The sequence below is a fragment of the Nonomuraea sp. NPDC050328 genome (assembly GCF_044459405.1).
In the GTDB taxonomy this organism is placed as follows: Bacteria; Actinomycetota; Actinomycetes; order Streptosporangiales; family Streptosporangiaceae; genus Nonomuraea.
The window spans coordinates 1-13,336 of sequence record NZ_JBITIW010000011.1 but is presented as its reverse complement, the minus strand read 5'-3'; the positions used below and the strand labels follow the sequence as shown (position 1 = coordinate 13,336).

General features: G+C 70.0%; 14 protein-coding genes. 8 read left to right on the top strand and 6 right to left on the bottom strand.

The window, feature by feature from the left end; genetic code table 11:
• Window positions 1-4 precede the first annotated feature (4 nt).
• The gene (locus ACIBG7_RS33950) at window positions 5-1,210 is read right to left on the bottom strand and encodes a serine hydrolase domain-containing protein (protein WP_397338834.1); all 1,206 of its coding nucleotides are present in this window, start codon (window positions 1,208-1,210) and stop codon (window positions 5-7) included.
• Between the two features lie 136 nt (window positions 1,211-1,346).
• Between ACIBG7_RS33950 and ACIBG7_RS33945 the strand changes: the two genes are divergently transcribed.
• Window positions 1,347-2,246 carry a LysR family transcriptional regulator gene (locus tag ACIBG7_RS33945; RefSeq protein WP_397338833.1) on the top strand — a complete coding sequence of 300 codons (900 nt, stop codon included), beginning with the start codon at window positions 1,347-1,349 and terminating at the stop codon, window positions 2,244-2,246.
• Window positions 2,247-2,316: 70 nt separating this feature from the next.
• Here ACIBG7_RS33945 and ACIBG7_RS33940 read toward each other — a convergent pair whose 3' ends face one another.
• The 3 genes from ACIBG7_RS33940 to ACIBG7_RS33930 form a co-directional block, all read right to left on the bottom strand.
• A complete protein-coding gene (locus tag ACIBG7_RS33940; RefSeq protein WP_397338832.1) occupies window positions 2,317-2,973 on the bottom strand; it encodes a hypothetical protein in 657 nt (218 codons plus the stop codon).
• 93 nt (window positions 2,974-3,066) lie between these two features.
• Window positions 3,067-3,507: a hypothetical protein gene (locus ACIBG7_RS33935; RefSeq protein WP_397338831.1), complete on the bottom strand. Its 441-nt coding sequence runs from the start codon at window positions 3,505-3,507 to the stop codon at window positions 3,067-3,069.
• A 295-nt stretch (window positions 3,508-3,802) separates the two neighbouring features.
• A complete protein-coding gene (locus tag ACIBG7_RS33930) occupies window positions 3,803-4,123 on the bottom strand; it encodes a helix-turn-helix domain-containing protein (RefSeq protein ID WP_357936588.1) in 321 nt (106 codons plus the stop codon).
• Window positions 4,124-4,185: 62 nt separating this feature from the next.
• Here ACIBG7_RS33930 and ACIBG7_RS33925 point away from each other — a divergent pair, with 62 nt between their 5' ends.
• A complete protein-coding gene (locus ACIBG7_RS33925; protein ID WP_397338830.1) occupies window positions 4,186-4,512 on the top strand; it encodes a putative quinol monooxygenase in 327 nt (108 codons plus the stop codon).
• A 935-nt stretch (window positions 4,513-5,447) separates the two neighbouring features.
• Here the strand turns inward: ACIBG7_RS33925 and ACIBG7_RS33920 are convergent.
• On the bottom strand, window positions 5,448-6,653 hold the full coding sequence (locus tag ACIBG7_RS33920; RefSeq protein ID WP_397338829.1) for a glycosyltransferase: 1,206 nt from the start codon (window positions 6,651-6,653) through the stop codon (window positions 5,448-5,450).
• A 546-nt stretch (window positions 6,654-7,199) separates the two neighbouring features.
• On the opposite strand from ACIBG7_RS33920, the gene ACIBG7_RS33915 reads away from it, so the two are divergent.
• From ACIBG7_RS33915 to ACIBG7_RS33905, 3 genes are all read left to right on the top strand, one after another.
• Window positions 7,200-7,817 (top strand): hypothetical protein, encoded by a 618-nt coding sequence (locus ACIBG7_RS33915; RefSeq protein ID WP_397338828.1) that lies wholly within the window; start codon window positions 7,200-7,202, stop codon window positions 7,815-7,817.
• On the top strand, window positions 7,817-8,065 hold the full coding sequence (locus ACIBG7_RS33910; RefSeq protein WP_397338827.1) for a helix-turn-helix domain-containing protein: 249 nt from the start codon (window positions 7,817-7,819) through the stop codon (window positions 8,063-8,065). Before ACIBG7_RS33915 ends, ACIBG7_RS33910 begins: the two co-directional genes overlap by 1 nt.
• Window positions 8,066-8,539: 474 nt before the next feature.
• Window positions 8,540-8,926: a nuclear transport factor 2 family protein gene (locus ACIBG7_RS33905; RefSeq protein WP_397338826.1), complete on the top strand. Its 387-nt coding sequence runs from the start codon at window positions 8,540-8,542 to the stop codon at window positions 8,924-8,926.
• Between the two features lie 45 nt (window positions 8,927-8,971).
• Here ACIBG7_RS33905 and ACIBG7_RS33900 read toward each other — a convergent pair whose 3' ends face one another.
• Entirely contained in the window at window positions 8,972-9,415 is a 444-nt protein-coding gene (locus ACIBG7_RS33900; RefSeq protein ID WP_397338825.1) for a hypothetical protein, read from the bottom strand.
• 342 nt (window positions 9,416-9,757) lie between these two features.
• On the opposite strand from ACIBG7_RS33900, the gene ACIBG7_RS33895 reads away from it, so the two are divergent.
• The 3 genes from ACIBG7_RS33895 (at window position 9,758) to ACIBG7_RS33885 (ending at window position 13,334) form a co-directional block, all read left to right on the top strand.
• A complete protein-coding gene (locus tag ACIBG7_RS33895; RefSeq protein WP_397338824.1) occupies window positions 9,758-10,456 on the top strand; it encodes a type 1 glutamine amidotransferase domain-containing protein in 699 nt (232 codons plus the stop codon).
• 209 nt (window positions 10,457-10,665) lie between these two features.
• Window positions 10,666-10,857, top strand: a complete 192-nt coding sequence (locus ACIBG7_RS33890) for a hypothetical protein (RefSeq protein ID WP_397338823.1) — start codon at window positions 10,666-10,668, stop codon at window positions 10,855-10,857.
• Between the two features lie 1,235 nt (window positions 10,858-12,092).
• Complete coding sequence (locus ACIBG7_RS33885; RefSeq protein WP_397338822.1) at window positions 12,093-13,334, top strand: low temperature requirement protein A; 1,242 nt, start codon at window positions 12,093-12,095, stop codon at window positions 13,332-13,334.
• Window positions 13,335-13,336: the final 2 nt, after the last annotated feature.

The window sequence follows — 13,336 nt, the reverse complement described above, 5'->3', positions numbered from 1 at the left end:
CAGGCTACGCGTCGACGGACCGGTAGACGGTGGTCCAGAAGTCGTGGATGAGCCGCGCCGGGTCGGGCACCGACAGCCCCACCTGGGTCAGCAGGATCCCGACGACCCCGTGGTGCGGGTCGGCGTAGACCGACGTGCCGGTGCCGCCGTCCCAGCCGAACTGGCCGAGCGGCGCGTAGTCGTGCCGCTCGGTGCGTACGGCCATGCCGAGCCCCCAGCCGCCGTGCTGGCCCTGCCCGTGCGACAGGTGCACGTGGTCGAGCGCCATCCGGTGGCGGGCGGCCTGCACGTCGGGCCTGAGCCGGTTGGTGGTCATCAGCTCCACCGCGCGGCGCGACAGGATCCTGCGGCCCTGGTGGACGCCGCCGGCCAGCAGCATCCGGAAGTAGGCGTGGTAGTCGTCGGCGGTCGACACCAGGCCGCCGCCGCCCCGGTGGAAGCGCGGCGGCTTGCTGAAGCTCCCGCCCGCGGCCTCGTCCCACACGTGGAAGGCGCCGGTGGCGGGGTCGGGGACGTAGCTGGGCGGCAGCCGGTCGATCGAGTCCTCGGCGACCCAGAACCCGGTGTCGTCCATGCCGAGCGGCCCGAAGACCCGCTCGGCCAGGAAGTCGCCGAGCGGCCGGCCGCTCACCCGGGCGACGAGCATGCTGAGCACGTCGTGGCTGAGCTCGTACTGCCAGCGCTGTCCCGGCTGGTGGGACAGCGGGATCATGCCCAGGAGCCGCAGCCACGCGTCGGGGTCGACGTCCGAGCCGGCGTCGGTGCTGTAGTAGGCGACCTCCATGATCTTCGCGCCGATCGGCGCGGCCATCAGCGGCAGGTCGATGCCGAGCCCGAACGTCGAGGTCAGCACGTCCCGCACGGTGATCGGCCGGTTCGCGGGCACGGTCTCGTCGAGGGGGCCGTCGGGGCGGGCCAGCACCTGCCGGTCGGCCAGTTCGGGCAGCCACTCCTGCACCGGGTCGTCCAGACGGATGCGGCACTCGTCCAGGAGCACCATCGCCGCGGCCATCGTCACCGGCTTCGTCGTCGAGGCCATGCGGAAGATGGCGTCCCGGCGCATCGCCGGGCCTCCGTCGTGCCGCATCGTCCCGGCCGTCTCGACGTGGACCTCCTCGCCGCGGCTCACCAGGGCCACCGCGCCGGGAATCCGGCCGGAGTCGACATACCGGCCCAGGAGGTCGCGCAGCCCGCTGCCGATCTCGCTCATCGTCACACCTTCGTCTCGCCTGTCGCGCGCACGGTCGTGCGCCACAGCCAGCTTTGACTGCCTGGTCAGCGGCGGCAACGCTCACCTCGGCAACCGGCGTTAAGCGACGCTTACCGCCATCGGGGATGATGGGGGCGTGGAACTGCGTGACATCGAGATCTTCCTGACGCTCGCCGAGGAGCTGCACTTCGGGCGGACCGCCGAGCGGCTCCGGCTGACGTCGGCGCGGGTCAGCCAGCCGGTCAAGAAGCAGGAACGGCAGATCGGCGCGTTGCTGTTCGACCGCTCGTCGCACCACGTGGCGCTCACCCCGGTCGGCCGCCGCCTGCGCGAGGACCTGCAACCGGCCTACCAGGCGCTGCGCAAGGGCCTGGACAACGCCCGGCTGGCCGCCCGCACCGGAGCCGAGTCCGCGGGGACGCCGCTGCGACTCGGGATCGTGGGCGGCGGGCCGGTGGACGACCTGCGCCCGGTCTTCGACGCGTTCGCTGGCCGGTATCCCGAGCATCCGCTCCAGCTGCGGTCGATCCCGTTCGGCCGGCCGTTCGACAGCCTGCGCCGGGGCGACCTCGACCTCGCGGTGCTGTGGCTGCCGGTGCGCGAACCCGATCTCGCGGTCGGTCCTGTGCTGTTCACCGTACCGTTCGTGCTGGCCGTCGGGGTCAGGCACCGGCTGGCGGGGCGCGAGTCCGTCACCTACGAGGACCTCGCCGGCGAGACCACGCTGGCCGCCGACGTACCCGACTACTGGCGGGCCGCGGTGGTGCCCTTCCGGACGCCGAACGGTCAGCCCATCCACGTCGGGCCCACGGTCGACGGCTGGATGGAGCTGGTCGCCGTCGTCGCCAACGGCGAGCTCGTCGCACCCGTCCACGCGCACGCCGTGCGCTACCACGCCCGGCCCGACCTCGTCTACGTCCCCATCACCGGGGTACCGGACTCGCGATGGGCGCCGGTGTGGCGAGCGGGCGCCGAGTCCGACGTCATTCGCGCCTTCCTCGACCTCGTGACCGACCTCGGCCCGCTCCACCTGTGACCGTCGGGCCCGCCGCCAGGGGCAGGCGGGGGCCTGCACCCGACGGCTCTGTACCGGGCCATGATCCGGCTCAGCCGCTGACGGGTGCCGCGCCCGCGGGTGCAAGCCGGGCCGGCTGGCGCAGGACGGTGAGGGCGACGGTGAAGGCGGCCACCAGGAGGGCGGCGGCGATCATGAAGGCGACCTGGTAGCCGCCGGTCAGCGCCGTCGCGGCGTCACGGCCCTCGGACAGGAGGTTCTCCGTGCGGGTGGCGGCCAGCGTGGACAGCACCGCGACGCCGAACGCCATGCCGATCTGCTGGGTGGTGTTGAACAGCCCCGAGGCGAGCCCCGCGTCGTCGGCCTTCGCCCCGGACATGCCGAGCGAGGTCAGCGCGGGCAGCACCAGGCCGCCTCCGGCGATGAGCAGCATGACCGGCAGCAGGTCGGTGACGTAGTCGGCCTGCACGGGGAGGCGTGCCAGCCATCCCATCGCGCCCAGCAGCATCGCCAGCCCGGCCAGCAGGACGGCCCGCTCGCCGAAGCGGGTGTGGGCCGCGGGCGGATCCTGGCCTGGTCCGGGGCGGCTCTGGCGGTGGCCGTCGTGACGTGGCAGTTGGGAGCCGCCCTCCGGGAGTTCGGAGTGCCGCCCGAACTGCTCCCGTTCGGGATGAGTGCGGTGGTCTGCGGAGTGGCCGCACAGTCTCCGAATAGGGCGCAGGAGCGTCGTGGTGCTCTCGCCGGTCATGCTGGCGATGCCCCCCGCTCATGATGGTTGGGCTGTGGGGAATCGCGCTGTTGGGGCTCGGGTCGGCCGGGTTTGTGGTTGCCGCCTTTCGTTCTAGGTCGCTTGCGCAGAGGGCCATTGACGGATGAGTGATGCGCCGGCCGTGGCGCGGCCGTCCTCCAGGCCGTCGCGGACGATGGCGGGCGCGGCCGGGTCGGCGAGCACGCGGGCGAGGCCGGCCATCACCAGGACGTCGGCGACAGCGACGTCGACCAGGCGGACGGGGGCGTGCTCGTAGCGGCCGTTCGGGGCCAGCAGCCGGGCGGACCGGCCGTGGTCGACGGCCTGCCGGCCCTGTGTCGGCCCCAGGACCTCCCACAGGGAGCGCACGCTGGCCAGGGCGATCCCGGCGGCCAGCGGGTCGGGCAGCTCGCCGGGGTCCAGGCCGTCGACCTCCTCCCACCCACGATAGGTGAGCAGCAGCTCCTCCAGCTCGGCCAGCGCGTGGGTGATCTCGTCGTCCAGATCGGGCACCAGGATCGTGCGGACGGCCATCGGGGTCAGCCCTTCCGGTCGGGGGAGTGCCGGACGGCGCGCCGGTCGCGCTCGTCCAGGACTGCCAGCTCGGCCTCGGCGTCGAGGAAGGCCATGCGGCCGGCAGCGGCGAACTCGGGGGGAGTCGAGGATGGCCTGCTGGTCGGCCGCCGGCATGCGGCGGAACAGGCCGGCGCTGATCCTGGTCCGGGTCGCGCTGTCCATGTCAGCGGCCCCAGCGCTCGTGCGCGGACTGGCAGGTCATCCCGGCGGCGTCCTCGATCCGCGCCCAGGACGGCCAGTGCTCCTGCCGGGGCTAATCAGCCGCAGTGTTCCCGGTTCTGCCCGTCGCGCTGCCGGACTTCAGCTCCTCGGACAGGAGCTGCAACAGGCCGGGCAGATGACGCTCGATGTCCTGCCTGGGCAGTGAGACGGCGCTGCCGTTGCCGTGGTCACGCTGCATGATCAGGCCCGCCTCGCGCAGCACCCGGAAGTGATGCGTGCGCGCGGCCTTCTTCACCGGCAGGTCGAACGAGCCGCACGCACGCTCCCGGTCTTCGGGATCGGCCGCGAGTTCGGCCACGACCTGGCGGCGGGAGTCGTCGGCCAGCGCGCGGAACACCTTGCCCAGATCCATAACTCACTCACTCCTAGGTACGAGTTGCATCATACCTAGGCCGATGGCTAGCGTTGGCAGGTATGAAAATTGTCGTACCTGAAGGAAGCGGGGCGGTCGGTATCTACGGCTTCGCCCGGCCGAAGCCCGAGCGCGCCGATGAGCTGGAGCGGCTGCTGCTGTCATTCGTGGAGCCGACCAGGGCCGAGCCTGGCTCGATGCAGTACCAGGTCCACCGAGACGTGGCTGATCCCAGCACGTTCGTGTTCTACGAACTGTGGCGGTCGGCCGACGACCTGCGCGCGCATCTCGCGCGTCCCGAACTCGCACACTTCCAGCAGCACCGCATGCACTACCTACGAGAAGACCTGGAGATCCACTGGCTGACACCCCTCAGCGTGACCCCCTGACCCCATTGTCAGCGTATCCGCGCCGACACGCTGGACAGAGTGACCGACCCTGGCCAGACACCCCCCACATGCGTCGGTTCCCGAAGAATCTCGCCGCCGTCCGCATCACGTGAGCAGGCAAGACGAACGGCCGCCCACTCCCCCTATCGAGGGAGCGGGCGGCCATCGCCGCAACGCTCAGGGTCAGCGCGGACTTCTCGCGGCCATGCTGACCGCTGACAGCAATTGATCACGTGTGTTGCGCCGACCCCTCGAATGCGCCTGCTTCAGCGACGGGCCGTTGCCACAGCTCTGGGCGCTGCGGGACGATCCCGGGCAGCGGGTACGGCGACAGATCCGGCCGAACTATGAATCGGCTCTCCTGCACGCCTCCCTGGCGGTCTCGTCTTCGCGGGGGTCATCCTCGAGGGTGACCTCATCCCTGACGCCGGCGAACAGGAGACGGTGCACAGCCCTCAAAGTCGCCCCAACTGCCATGCGAGCAGGCCCTATACATGCCGCCGGTGAGCGAATAGCCCCTCTCCCGCAGGAAGCCCACGCAGGCTCTGGGTCGGCGTGCGCGGGGGTGATAGCGAGAGTGAGGGCGGCGGGGGCCAGGGCGAGCAGGGCCAGGGTCAGGGTGGCGAGCCGTCGCGCACCGCGCCGTCCGGCGTGGCCAGCGAGGCGTCGGCGATGGTGAACAGGAGGTACTTCTTGCTTAGACCCGCTTGAAGGCGTTGATGAGCTCGCCGCCGCTGGCGTCGATGTCGGCGGCTGGGGGCGGCCGAGACCGACGAGGAGCTCGTGCTCCAGGGGCTCGGCTACGCGCTCAACCCGGTGACCGGCGCGTACGAGGGCGACCCGGCCGAACCGGCCGAGGACCTCGAGGAAGAAGGTGAGGGGTGAGCGCCACGAGCATGCTGCAGGCGGCGCGGCCGCGCGCATCGACCACGCGGTCAGCGGGAGCCGCGAAGGCGGCTGAGCGCCGTGAGGACGGGCGCGGCGCCGTCCTCGCCCGCGACTCCCGCGGCCAGTGCCTCGGCCCGTTGACGGAAGCGAGGTTCGGTGAGCGCGGTGGTGAGCGCGTCGGCCAGCCGGGCGGGCGCCAGCCGGCGGAACGGGATCGGCGGCGGCGCCACCCCGAGCGCGGCGAGCCGCGACGCCCAGAACGGCTGGTCGTTCATGACCGGCACCGCCACGGCCGGAACGCCCGCCCGCGCCACGGCGCCCGTCGTGCCGCCGCCGCAGTGGTGGGCGACCGCCGCCACCCGGGGGAACAGCCAGTCGTGCGGGACGTCGCCGACGCCCAGCACCTCGTCGGTGATCGGCCCTTCCCTGCCGGTCTGCACCACTCCGCGCAGCCCCGCCCGCCGCAAGGCCTGCACGACCAGCTCGGTGTACGGCTCGGCCCCGGTGCCCGCCAGACTGCCGAAACCGACGAACACCGGCCTCGGGCCCGCGTCCAGGAAGTCCGTGAGCACACGGTCCGGCTGCCAGCCTCCCGGGCGGACCGGCCACCAGTAGCCGGTGACCTCAAGCCGGGGCCGCCAGTCGCTCGGCCGGGGCACGACGAGCGGGCTGAAGCCGTGGAAGACCGGCCACTGCGTGCTCTCCCTGTGCCGGTAGAGAGCGCGAGCGGAGGCGGCGGGAAGCCCGAGCCGCTTTCGCATCCGGGCGCTCAAGCCGGACAGCAGCGGCCCGGCCGCCGGAACCTCGAACGCCAGGCGCGCCGCCCGGCGGTTGCCCCAGCGGCCGAGCGAGCGGCGCACCGGGCTCACGACCGGCGGGAACTCGCCCGTCGGTTCCATGGGTTGCAGGTGCACGCCCATGGACGGCACGCCCATCGCCTCGGCGACATGAAAGGCGGGGGCGCCGGCGATGCCGAGCAGGAACAGGTCGGTCTTCTGCTCGGTGAGGGAGGCGAGGCCCTCGACGAGCTGCCCGCCGTACTCACGGAAAGCTTTGAAAGAGCCGCTGGTCAGGGCGGCGAGTGGGTCTCCGGGCAGCGGCACGTGGGCCAGACCGGCGCCGGTGACCAGGCCGGCCTGGGGTGCGTGGGCCGCGATCGCCACCTCGTGGCCCGCCTCGCGTAAGCGGGCGCCGAGGCCCGTGTAGGGCGCGACGTCCCCGCGGGTGCCGCCCCCGACGATCAGTACGCGCATGCGGCCAGCCTGTCACACCGAGGCGCTCCCGGTCAGGCTCAGCAGGGGGCCGAGATCGCGGCCGAAGGTGAGTTCGCGCACGATCGTCGTCGGACGACCGTCGCGCAGTCGCCAGACGAAGGTGTAGAAGACCGGCTCGCCGTCCTAGACCCGGCGCATGACGATGGCGGCCTGGTCGCCGAGCTCCATGGTCGCCGGGAGGTGGCGTCGTCCACCGACTCGCCGATCCGCCAGCCCTGCGCGGCGGGGGCGCGGAAACGGGCCATGAACTGCTCCTTGGTCAGCGTGATCGGCCTCGGCCAGGCACGGGGTGGGGCGGACGGCCACGCCCCTACGGCGCAATGAGAACTGACCTACCTCCTCGTCCATCTGGAGCCGTCCTTTGAATCGGCCAGGCGAGCGCTCGGATCGCTTCCGGCAGCCATTGAAGTGTCACGGGTTCCTGTGGGGACGTTCTGGCGATCAAGGTAGCGTGCCATATCGTTTTTCGATGCTATCGTTCTTCGATAGCATCGAAAAACGATATGGATGGATCGGAGCAGGCTCATGGCTGCACAGCACGGCACGATGGGGAACATAGCGCGCCGACCTGCGGTTTTCGCGGGGCTCGTCCTGGCGACTGGGGTGATCACCGGCTTGGTGCTCTACTCCAGGGCCGGATTCTTCGGCCTGACGCACCAGCACGTGGTGGCCCAGTCACCCAGCAGCTACGGCATCAGCCTCGCCGAGCCGCCGTTCACGGAAATGGCCCGTCCGGGCGTCGTGGCCCTCGCAGGCGATCTTCGATTCATCGACGGTTCGCCGGACACCGGTCAGTACATCCTGCAGGCCCTGACGACCTTTCCGGGCTTCGCCGTGACCGTCGGCGCGTTCTTCCTGCTGTGGCGGCTGCTGTGGCGGGCACGCGATGGCGTCTACCTGCCGCAGGTCGCAGCCCAGGTGCGCGTTTTGGGCTGGTGGCTGCTCGCCGGCGGCCTGCTGGCCCCGCAGATCGAGCGCTTCGCGATGATGACGCTGCTGGACACGATGACCGTGAACGAGTCCTCCTTCGGCATCAAGGAGATTCCCATGATCGTGCCACTCGTCGGGCTCGGGCTGCTGGTGCTGGCGAGCGTCCTGCGCACCGGGGTGCGGATGCGCGACGACCTCGACGGCACCGTCTGATGTCGCCGGCCGAGACGGACACCCCCGCCATCACCGTTCACCTCGGCCAGCTCCTGAATGAGCGTGGCATGACTCTTACCGAGCTCGCGGACCGGGTCGGGGTGACAGTGGCCAACCTGTCCATCTTGAAGAATGGACGGGCCAAGGCCATCCGATTCACCACCCTGACCAAGATCTGCGATGTCCTCGATTGCCAGCCAGGCGACCTGCTCAGCCATCACCCCGCGCCGCCCGGCAAGGGCCGGTGAGCGAACGTGCTCACCCCTTCGCCTGCTCATCGCATCTGCCATGCAAACAGGCGGACGGCGAAGTGCGCCAGGACACGCCAGAGGTTGAGCAACGACGTCGGCCACCTGTGCGCCCGCTGCGGCAGACCAAGAGCCCGCTTCACGGCTCGGGAGAGCTGATCGCGGGCGCGAACAGACCGTTCTCCAGGCGCCATGTGCATCGGCGTTGAGCAGGTCGATCAGGCAGGCGCGGCGGAGGGGCCGCGGTGAGACGCCTGCCGGGTTCCCGTAGGGCTTGGGGCGGCGCGGGGACGTTCATCGTCCAGTAGCCGTCCAGTCTGGCCGATCAGCGGCTCGTCCTCACCCACCGCCGCTTCCCACGACGACGTCAACACTCGCCTTCCGAGATCACGACATACTCAGGACGGGGTCCGGACGAGAGGGTCAGGTCTGCGACCTGAAGATCGCTGAATATTCTTCCTGGAGGTAGCTGGAATGGACGATTCCACCGAGGAGCTGCGCGCCGCTGAACGCCGTCTTCAAGCGGCGCAACTCGCCGGTGACGCCGATGCCCTCGACACGCTTCTCGACGATCGGCTGATCTTCACCAACGGCCTTGACGGAACCCAGTACACCAAGCAGGACGATCTCGACCTCCAGCGTTCCGGCGCCCAGTCGTTGACGCAGGTGGAGGAGGAGGATCTGCGCGTCCTTGTTGACGGCGCGACCGGCGTCACCTGGTTTCTCGGCACCATCGCCGGCACGGCCGGCGGGCAGACCTTCCAAGCCCAGATGCGCTACACCCGGAGCTGGGTCAGGGATGCCGCGGGCGACTGGCGGGTCGTCGCGGCTCACGCCAGCATGGTGCCCCCGCAGGCGTAGCCGTACGACACTCACAGCGCCCGCTGCCTCCGCCCCCGTCCGCTGTCATCCGTGGTCGACGGTGAGCTCGCTGGTCAGTGCGGCCAGGCGGGAGCGCGCCGCGTTGTCGTAGGCCTGTTCATGAGCCTGCGTGTCGGGGAACCGGTCGAAGTAGCGGCCCGTGACGGTCTCCAGGTCCGGATCCGTGATCAGCCGGATCGTGGGCCGGGCTCCCGCATCCGTGCCGACCTGCGGTGTGAGGCCGTACTCCCGTACGGCCCGCGTGTCCATGAGGTGGGCCGGGTGCAGGGCGTTGACGGTGACCTGGTGATCCGCGAGTTCGAACGCCGACATGATCATCGCTAGTTTGCTCCGGCAGTAGGCGTCGAGCCCGTGGTAGCCGCGCTCCAGCATCACGTCGTCGAAGTCGATGGCGGCCTGTCCTGTCGATGCGACGTTGACGACCCGCGCCATGGCCGCGCTGATGGGAGCCTTCGTAGGCTTCAACATGCAGGGAGGCCATAGGTGCGGCGTTGAGTGAGCGTGGGGTCCGCGCTCGGCGCCTCGCGCACCGTGGCCGCCTCCAGGTAGAGACCTTTGCGGCCAGCAGCCATCCGCCGGGGCCGGTGGCGATGTCGCCATCCACGGTCGGCCTGGTGACGATCCGGCCGGGCTTTTCAGCCCGCAGGCTTACTGCGGGCCTGTTTCGAGGTGGTGCATGGGGTGGCATAAAGGCCACAGCGTGTGCCGCACATGTGCGGCTGACACGAGTGCGGCTGTTTCGTGGCGCTTCTGGCATGGGCGGCGCGTGGCGCTGACGCCGGTGCCCGAGCCATCCGGAGGGAGAACACGGTGACGAAGGTGTTGTTCGTGGTTACGGCGGCTGATCACTGGACGCTGAACGATGGCACGAAACACCCCTCGGGCTTTTGGGGTGAGGAACTGGCGATGCCGCACAAGGTCTTCACCGAGGCGGGGTGGGAGATCGTGATCGCCACACCCGGCGGCCGGCGGCCCACGCTGGACCGGCTCAGCATGGGCCGCCTGGCGGGCCTGCCGGGCACGATCCGTGAGGTCGCCCGCTACCTCGAGGTGATCCAGGGCGAGTTGGACGCTCCCCGGTCCCTGGATGAGGTCGAGCAGGCTGACTTCGATCTGATCTTCTACCCCGGAGGGCACGGGCCGATGGAGGACCTGGCCTACGACGAGGTTTCCGGCGCGCTGCTCACCGACCGACTCGCCTCCGGCCGGCCGCTCGCGCTGCTGTGTCACGGACCGGCCGCGTTGCTGGCCGCCAGACAAGCCGACGGGTCGTGGCCGTTCGCCGGATACCGGGTGACGGCGCTGTCGAACTTCGAGGAGCGGCTCAACAGCTTCGCCCGTAAGGCGCCGTGGTTGCTGGAAGATCGGTTGCGGGAGCACGGCGCCGACTACGCCAAGGGCGCCATTCCGCTGGTTCCGCATATCGAGGTCGACCGCAGTCTCTACACCGGCCAGAACCCGGCCTCCGCCGAACGGCTCGCCCGCCGCCTGGTGACCGACGTGAGCTGACCTATGAGGGCGACGACGCGCACCGGGGCCTCGGCCGGCGGTCGCTCAGCGCGGCCCACATAGAGGCCTCCGCAGGGCGGATCAAAGGGCGATGGAACGAGGCGTTAGGCGACGATCTGACCACCCGGTGGCCAGATCGAATGCAAACTTTGTATCCGTCTTCCGGGTGACCACTTCGCGGACGCGCAGCGCCCGGGTAGACCTGGGCCATGACCACCAAGCGCACCCCGATGGACATAGCCGCGGTCGCCCGCATCATGTCGGCGGCCGCCAAGCGTCCCGGCAGCAAGACCGCCCAGGACGGGTTCGGCCGGCGGACCCAGTCCGCCGGCGACAAGAACACCGAACGGCGTCTGCTCGACGGGTTCGAGGCGTACTTCGGCCCGTCGGCAAAGCGCTGAGCGGCGTGTTCCGCCCTTCTGTGACACTTCATCGCCTCCGGCGACGCCTGGTACCAATCGCTCACGGCGCTTTTCCTACTCGTTCTCACGATCGCGTCATGGCATTTCAGGCCGGCCAGCAGAAGGCTGTTGCCCGCAGCCCGGGACGAGGAGGCACACGGCCAACGCGTGACGTGACCTGTTCGACGACCGAGGTGACCAGGGGCGCGTCGTAGGACGCCGCCCGGCCCTCCGGCGTGGAGCAGCCGACGTCACATGTTGGCCGCGTGCCTCCTCAGCACAAAGAACAGCCGGCCGCCCGGTACGGCGCATCGAGAGTTCCTGCCGTGGACGAGCGGGTCGCGGCAGAGCCGGAACAGCTCCGAGACCGTCATGGTGTCGCCGGCGTGCGCCTTGGCGGCGATCTTGCCGAACGCGGGCCGGCCGAGAGCGGGGATCTTGAAGGTGGTGGCGGGGTCCTCGAAGAGGAGGACGCCGTCGCAGGGCGGAACCCCGCGGCGACGCCTTCGGTGCGCACAAGAAGGCCGACCTCGGTGAGGATGTGGCGCTGCCCCAGCAGGGACTGGGTCGCGGTGGAGACGCGGGAGTAGACGATCTGCCCCGGGCTCTTCCTCGGAAGGGTTGGAGCCCCGATTCTGCTGTTGGACAATCCTGTCGTCAGTTCAAGTGCGGAACCGGCCATCCGACGTCACGGCTCATCACTCGATGACCGGTTTCGAGAGGGCTCGCGGGGGCCCAATCAGAGGGTGTCGTTAAATCTTCTATTTCCGACACTCACATATCGCCAGTCAAAGACCAATCACACCGTGGCTGGGGCTCCAGTTAAGGAACGGAGCGTTGGGCGCCCGGGCGGATAGCGGGCCGGCTCAGGCGCGACCAGGATGTCGCCCAGCGGACAGGAAGCGTGGCATGCCTTCAGTTCCGGGCGTTGGGCAGCCTTGTCGGACGTCTTGTCGGCGAAGATCTTGCGGCCTTCGGAGGTGCTCGGCGCAGTCGAGGGCGCGAACCCTCTGTTCTGCCACGGCGGTGCACAAGCAGGTGAGCTGGGTTCGTTCTTGGCCGGCGAGTATTGCTCGAGCGCCGCCCTGCCCTGCACCGATCGCGCGGGGTGACATGATCGCCTGTATCGGTTGACGAGGGGAACCGGTGCGCTGCGGCGCCATCGAGGCCGCCCTCGATGGCTCACCGACCACGTGAGCCCAGCGTCTGCAGGAAGAACAGGAAGAAGTCGCGCCATGGCATCGGAATCCCGCTTCCGCCTCGTCCCCATGCGACCACGCGATCCCGGTGAGGTCGGACGGGCTGCCTCTCCGCTGGAGTTGTTCTTCGACCTCGTCTTCGTGGTGGCGGTCAGTGTGGCGGCGGTGAACCTGCACCACGCGCTCACCGAGGGGCACGTCCTGGACGGGGTCCTCAACTACGGGATCGTGTTCTTCGGGGTCTGGTGGGCCTGGATGAACTTCACCTGGTTCGCCACGTCGTTCGCCACCGACGACTGGCTCTACCGGGTCTTGACCATCGTGCAGATGGCCGGCCTTCTCGTGCTCGCGGCCGGTATCGAACCGGCGTTCAACCGCGGTGACTACGACGTGCTCGTCTACGGCTACGTGATCATGCGGGCCGCGATGGTCGTCCAGTGGCTCCGGGCCTCACGGCACGCCGGTCCCAGCCGGCGCGCCACCCAGATTTACGCCGCCGGCATCGCGACGGTCCAGGTGCTCTGGCTGGTCAGGCTCGCCCTTCCCGAGCCTGCGGCCACGGTCGCGCTCCTCGTCCTCATCGCCGCGGAGCTGGCCGTACCCGTCATCGCGGAGAAGACCGGCACGACTCCGTGGCACCCGCACCACATCACCGAGCGGTATGGGCTGTTCACCCTGATCCTCCTCGGTGAGAGCCTGCTGGCCTCGTCCAACGCGATCATCGAGGCGCTCCGCGACACCGACGACCTGGGGCCTTTGATCTCGATCGCGGCGCTGACGCTGATCGCCACGGCGGCGCTGTGGTGGATCTACTTCTGGCCGCCGCACCACCGCGCCATCGGCAGCCTCTCCAGTTCCCTGGCCTACGGCTACGGCCACTACTTCATCTTCGCCGCGGCCGGGGCCTTCTCGGCCGGCATCGAGGTCGAGATCGACTTGCTCACCGGCCACAGCAAGCTGCAGGCCCCCTGGGCCTCCTTCGCCTACACGATCCCGCTGGCCGTGTTCGTGCTCGCCATCTGGGCCCTGGCGATCAGGCCCAACGCCGACCGCGTCGTCAACACCGTCGTGCCGCTGGCCGGCCTCCTGGTTCTGGTGGACCCGCTGGTCCCGGTGCCGTTCGCGCTCACCGCGCTCATCTTCACCGCCCATCCTCACCGATCACATCAGGCTCGGCGCCATTGTCAGCCGACTTCAAGACCGCAGCAGCTCCGCGCCGATGCCCGGGCAGGGTTCGCCCCGAAGGCCGCCGGTCACGATCCGGCTCCGAGCTCCTGAGC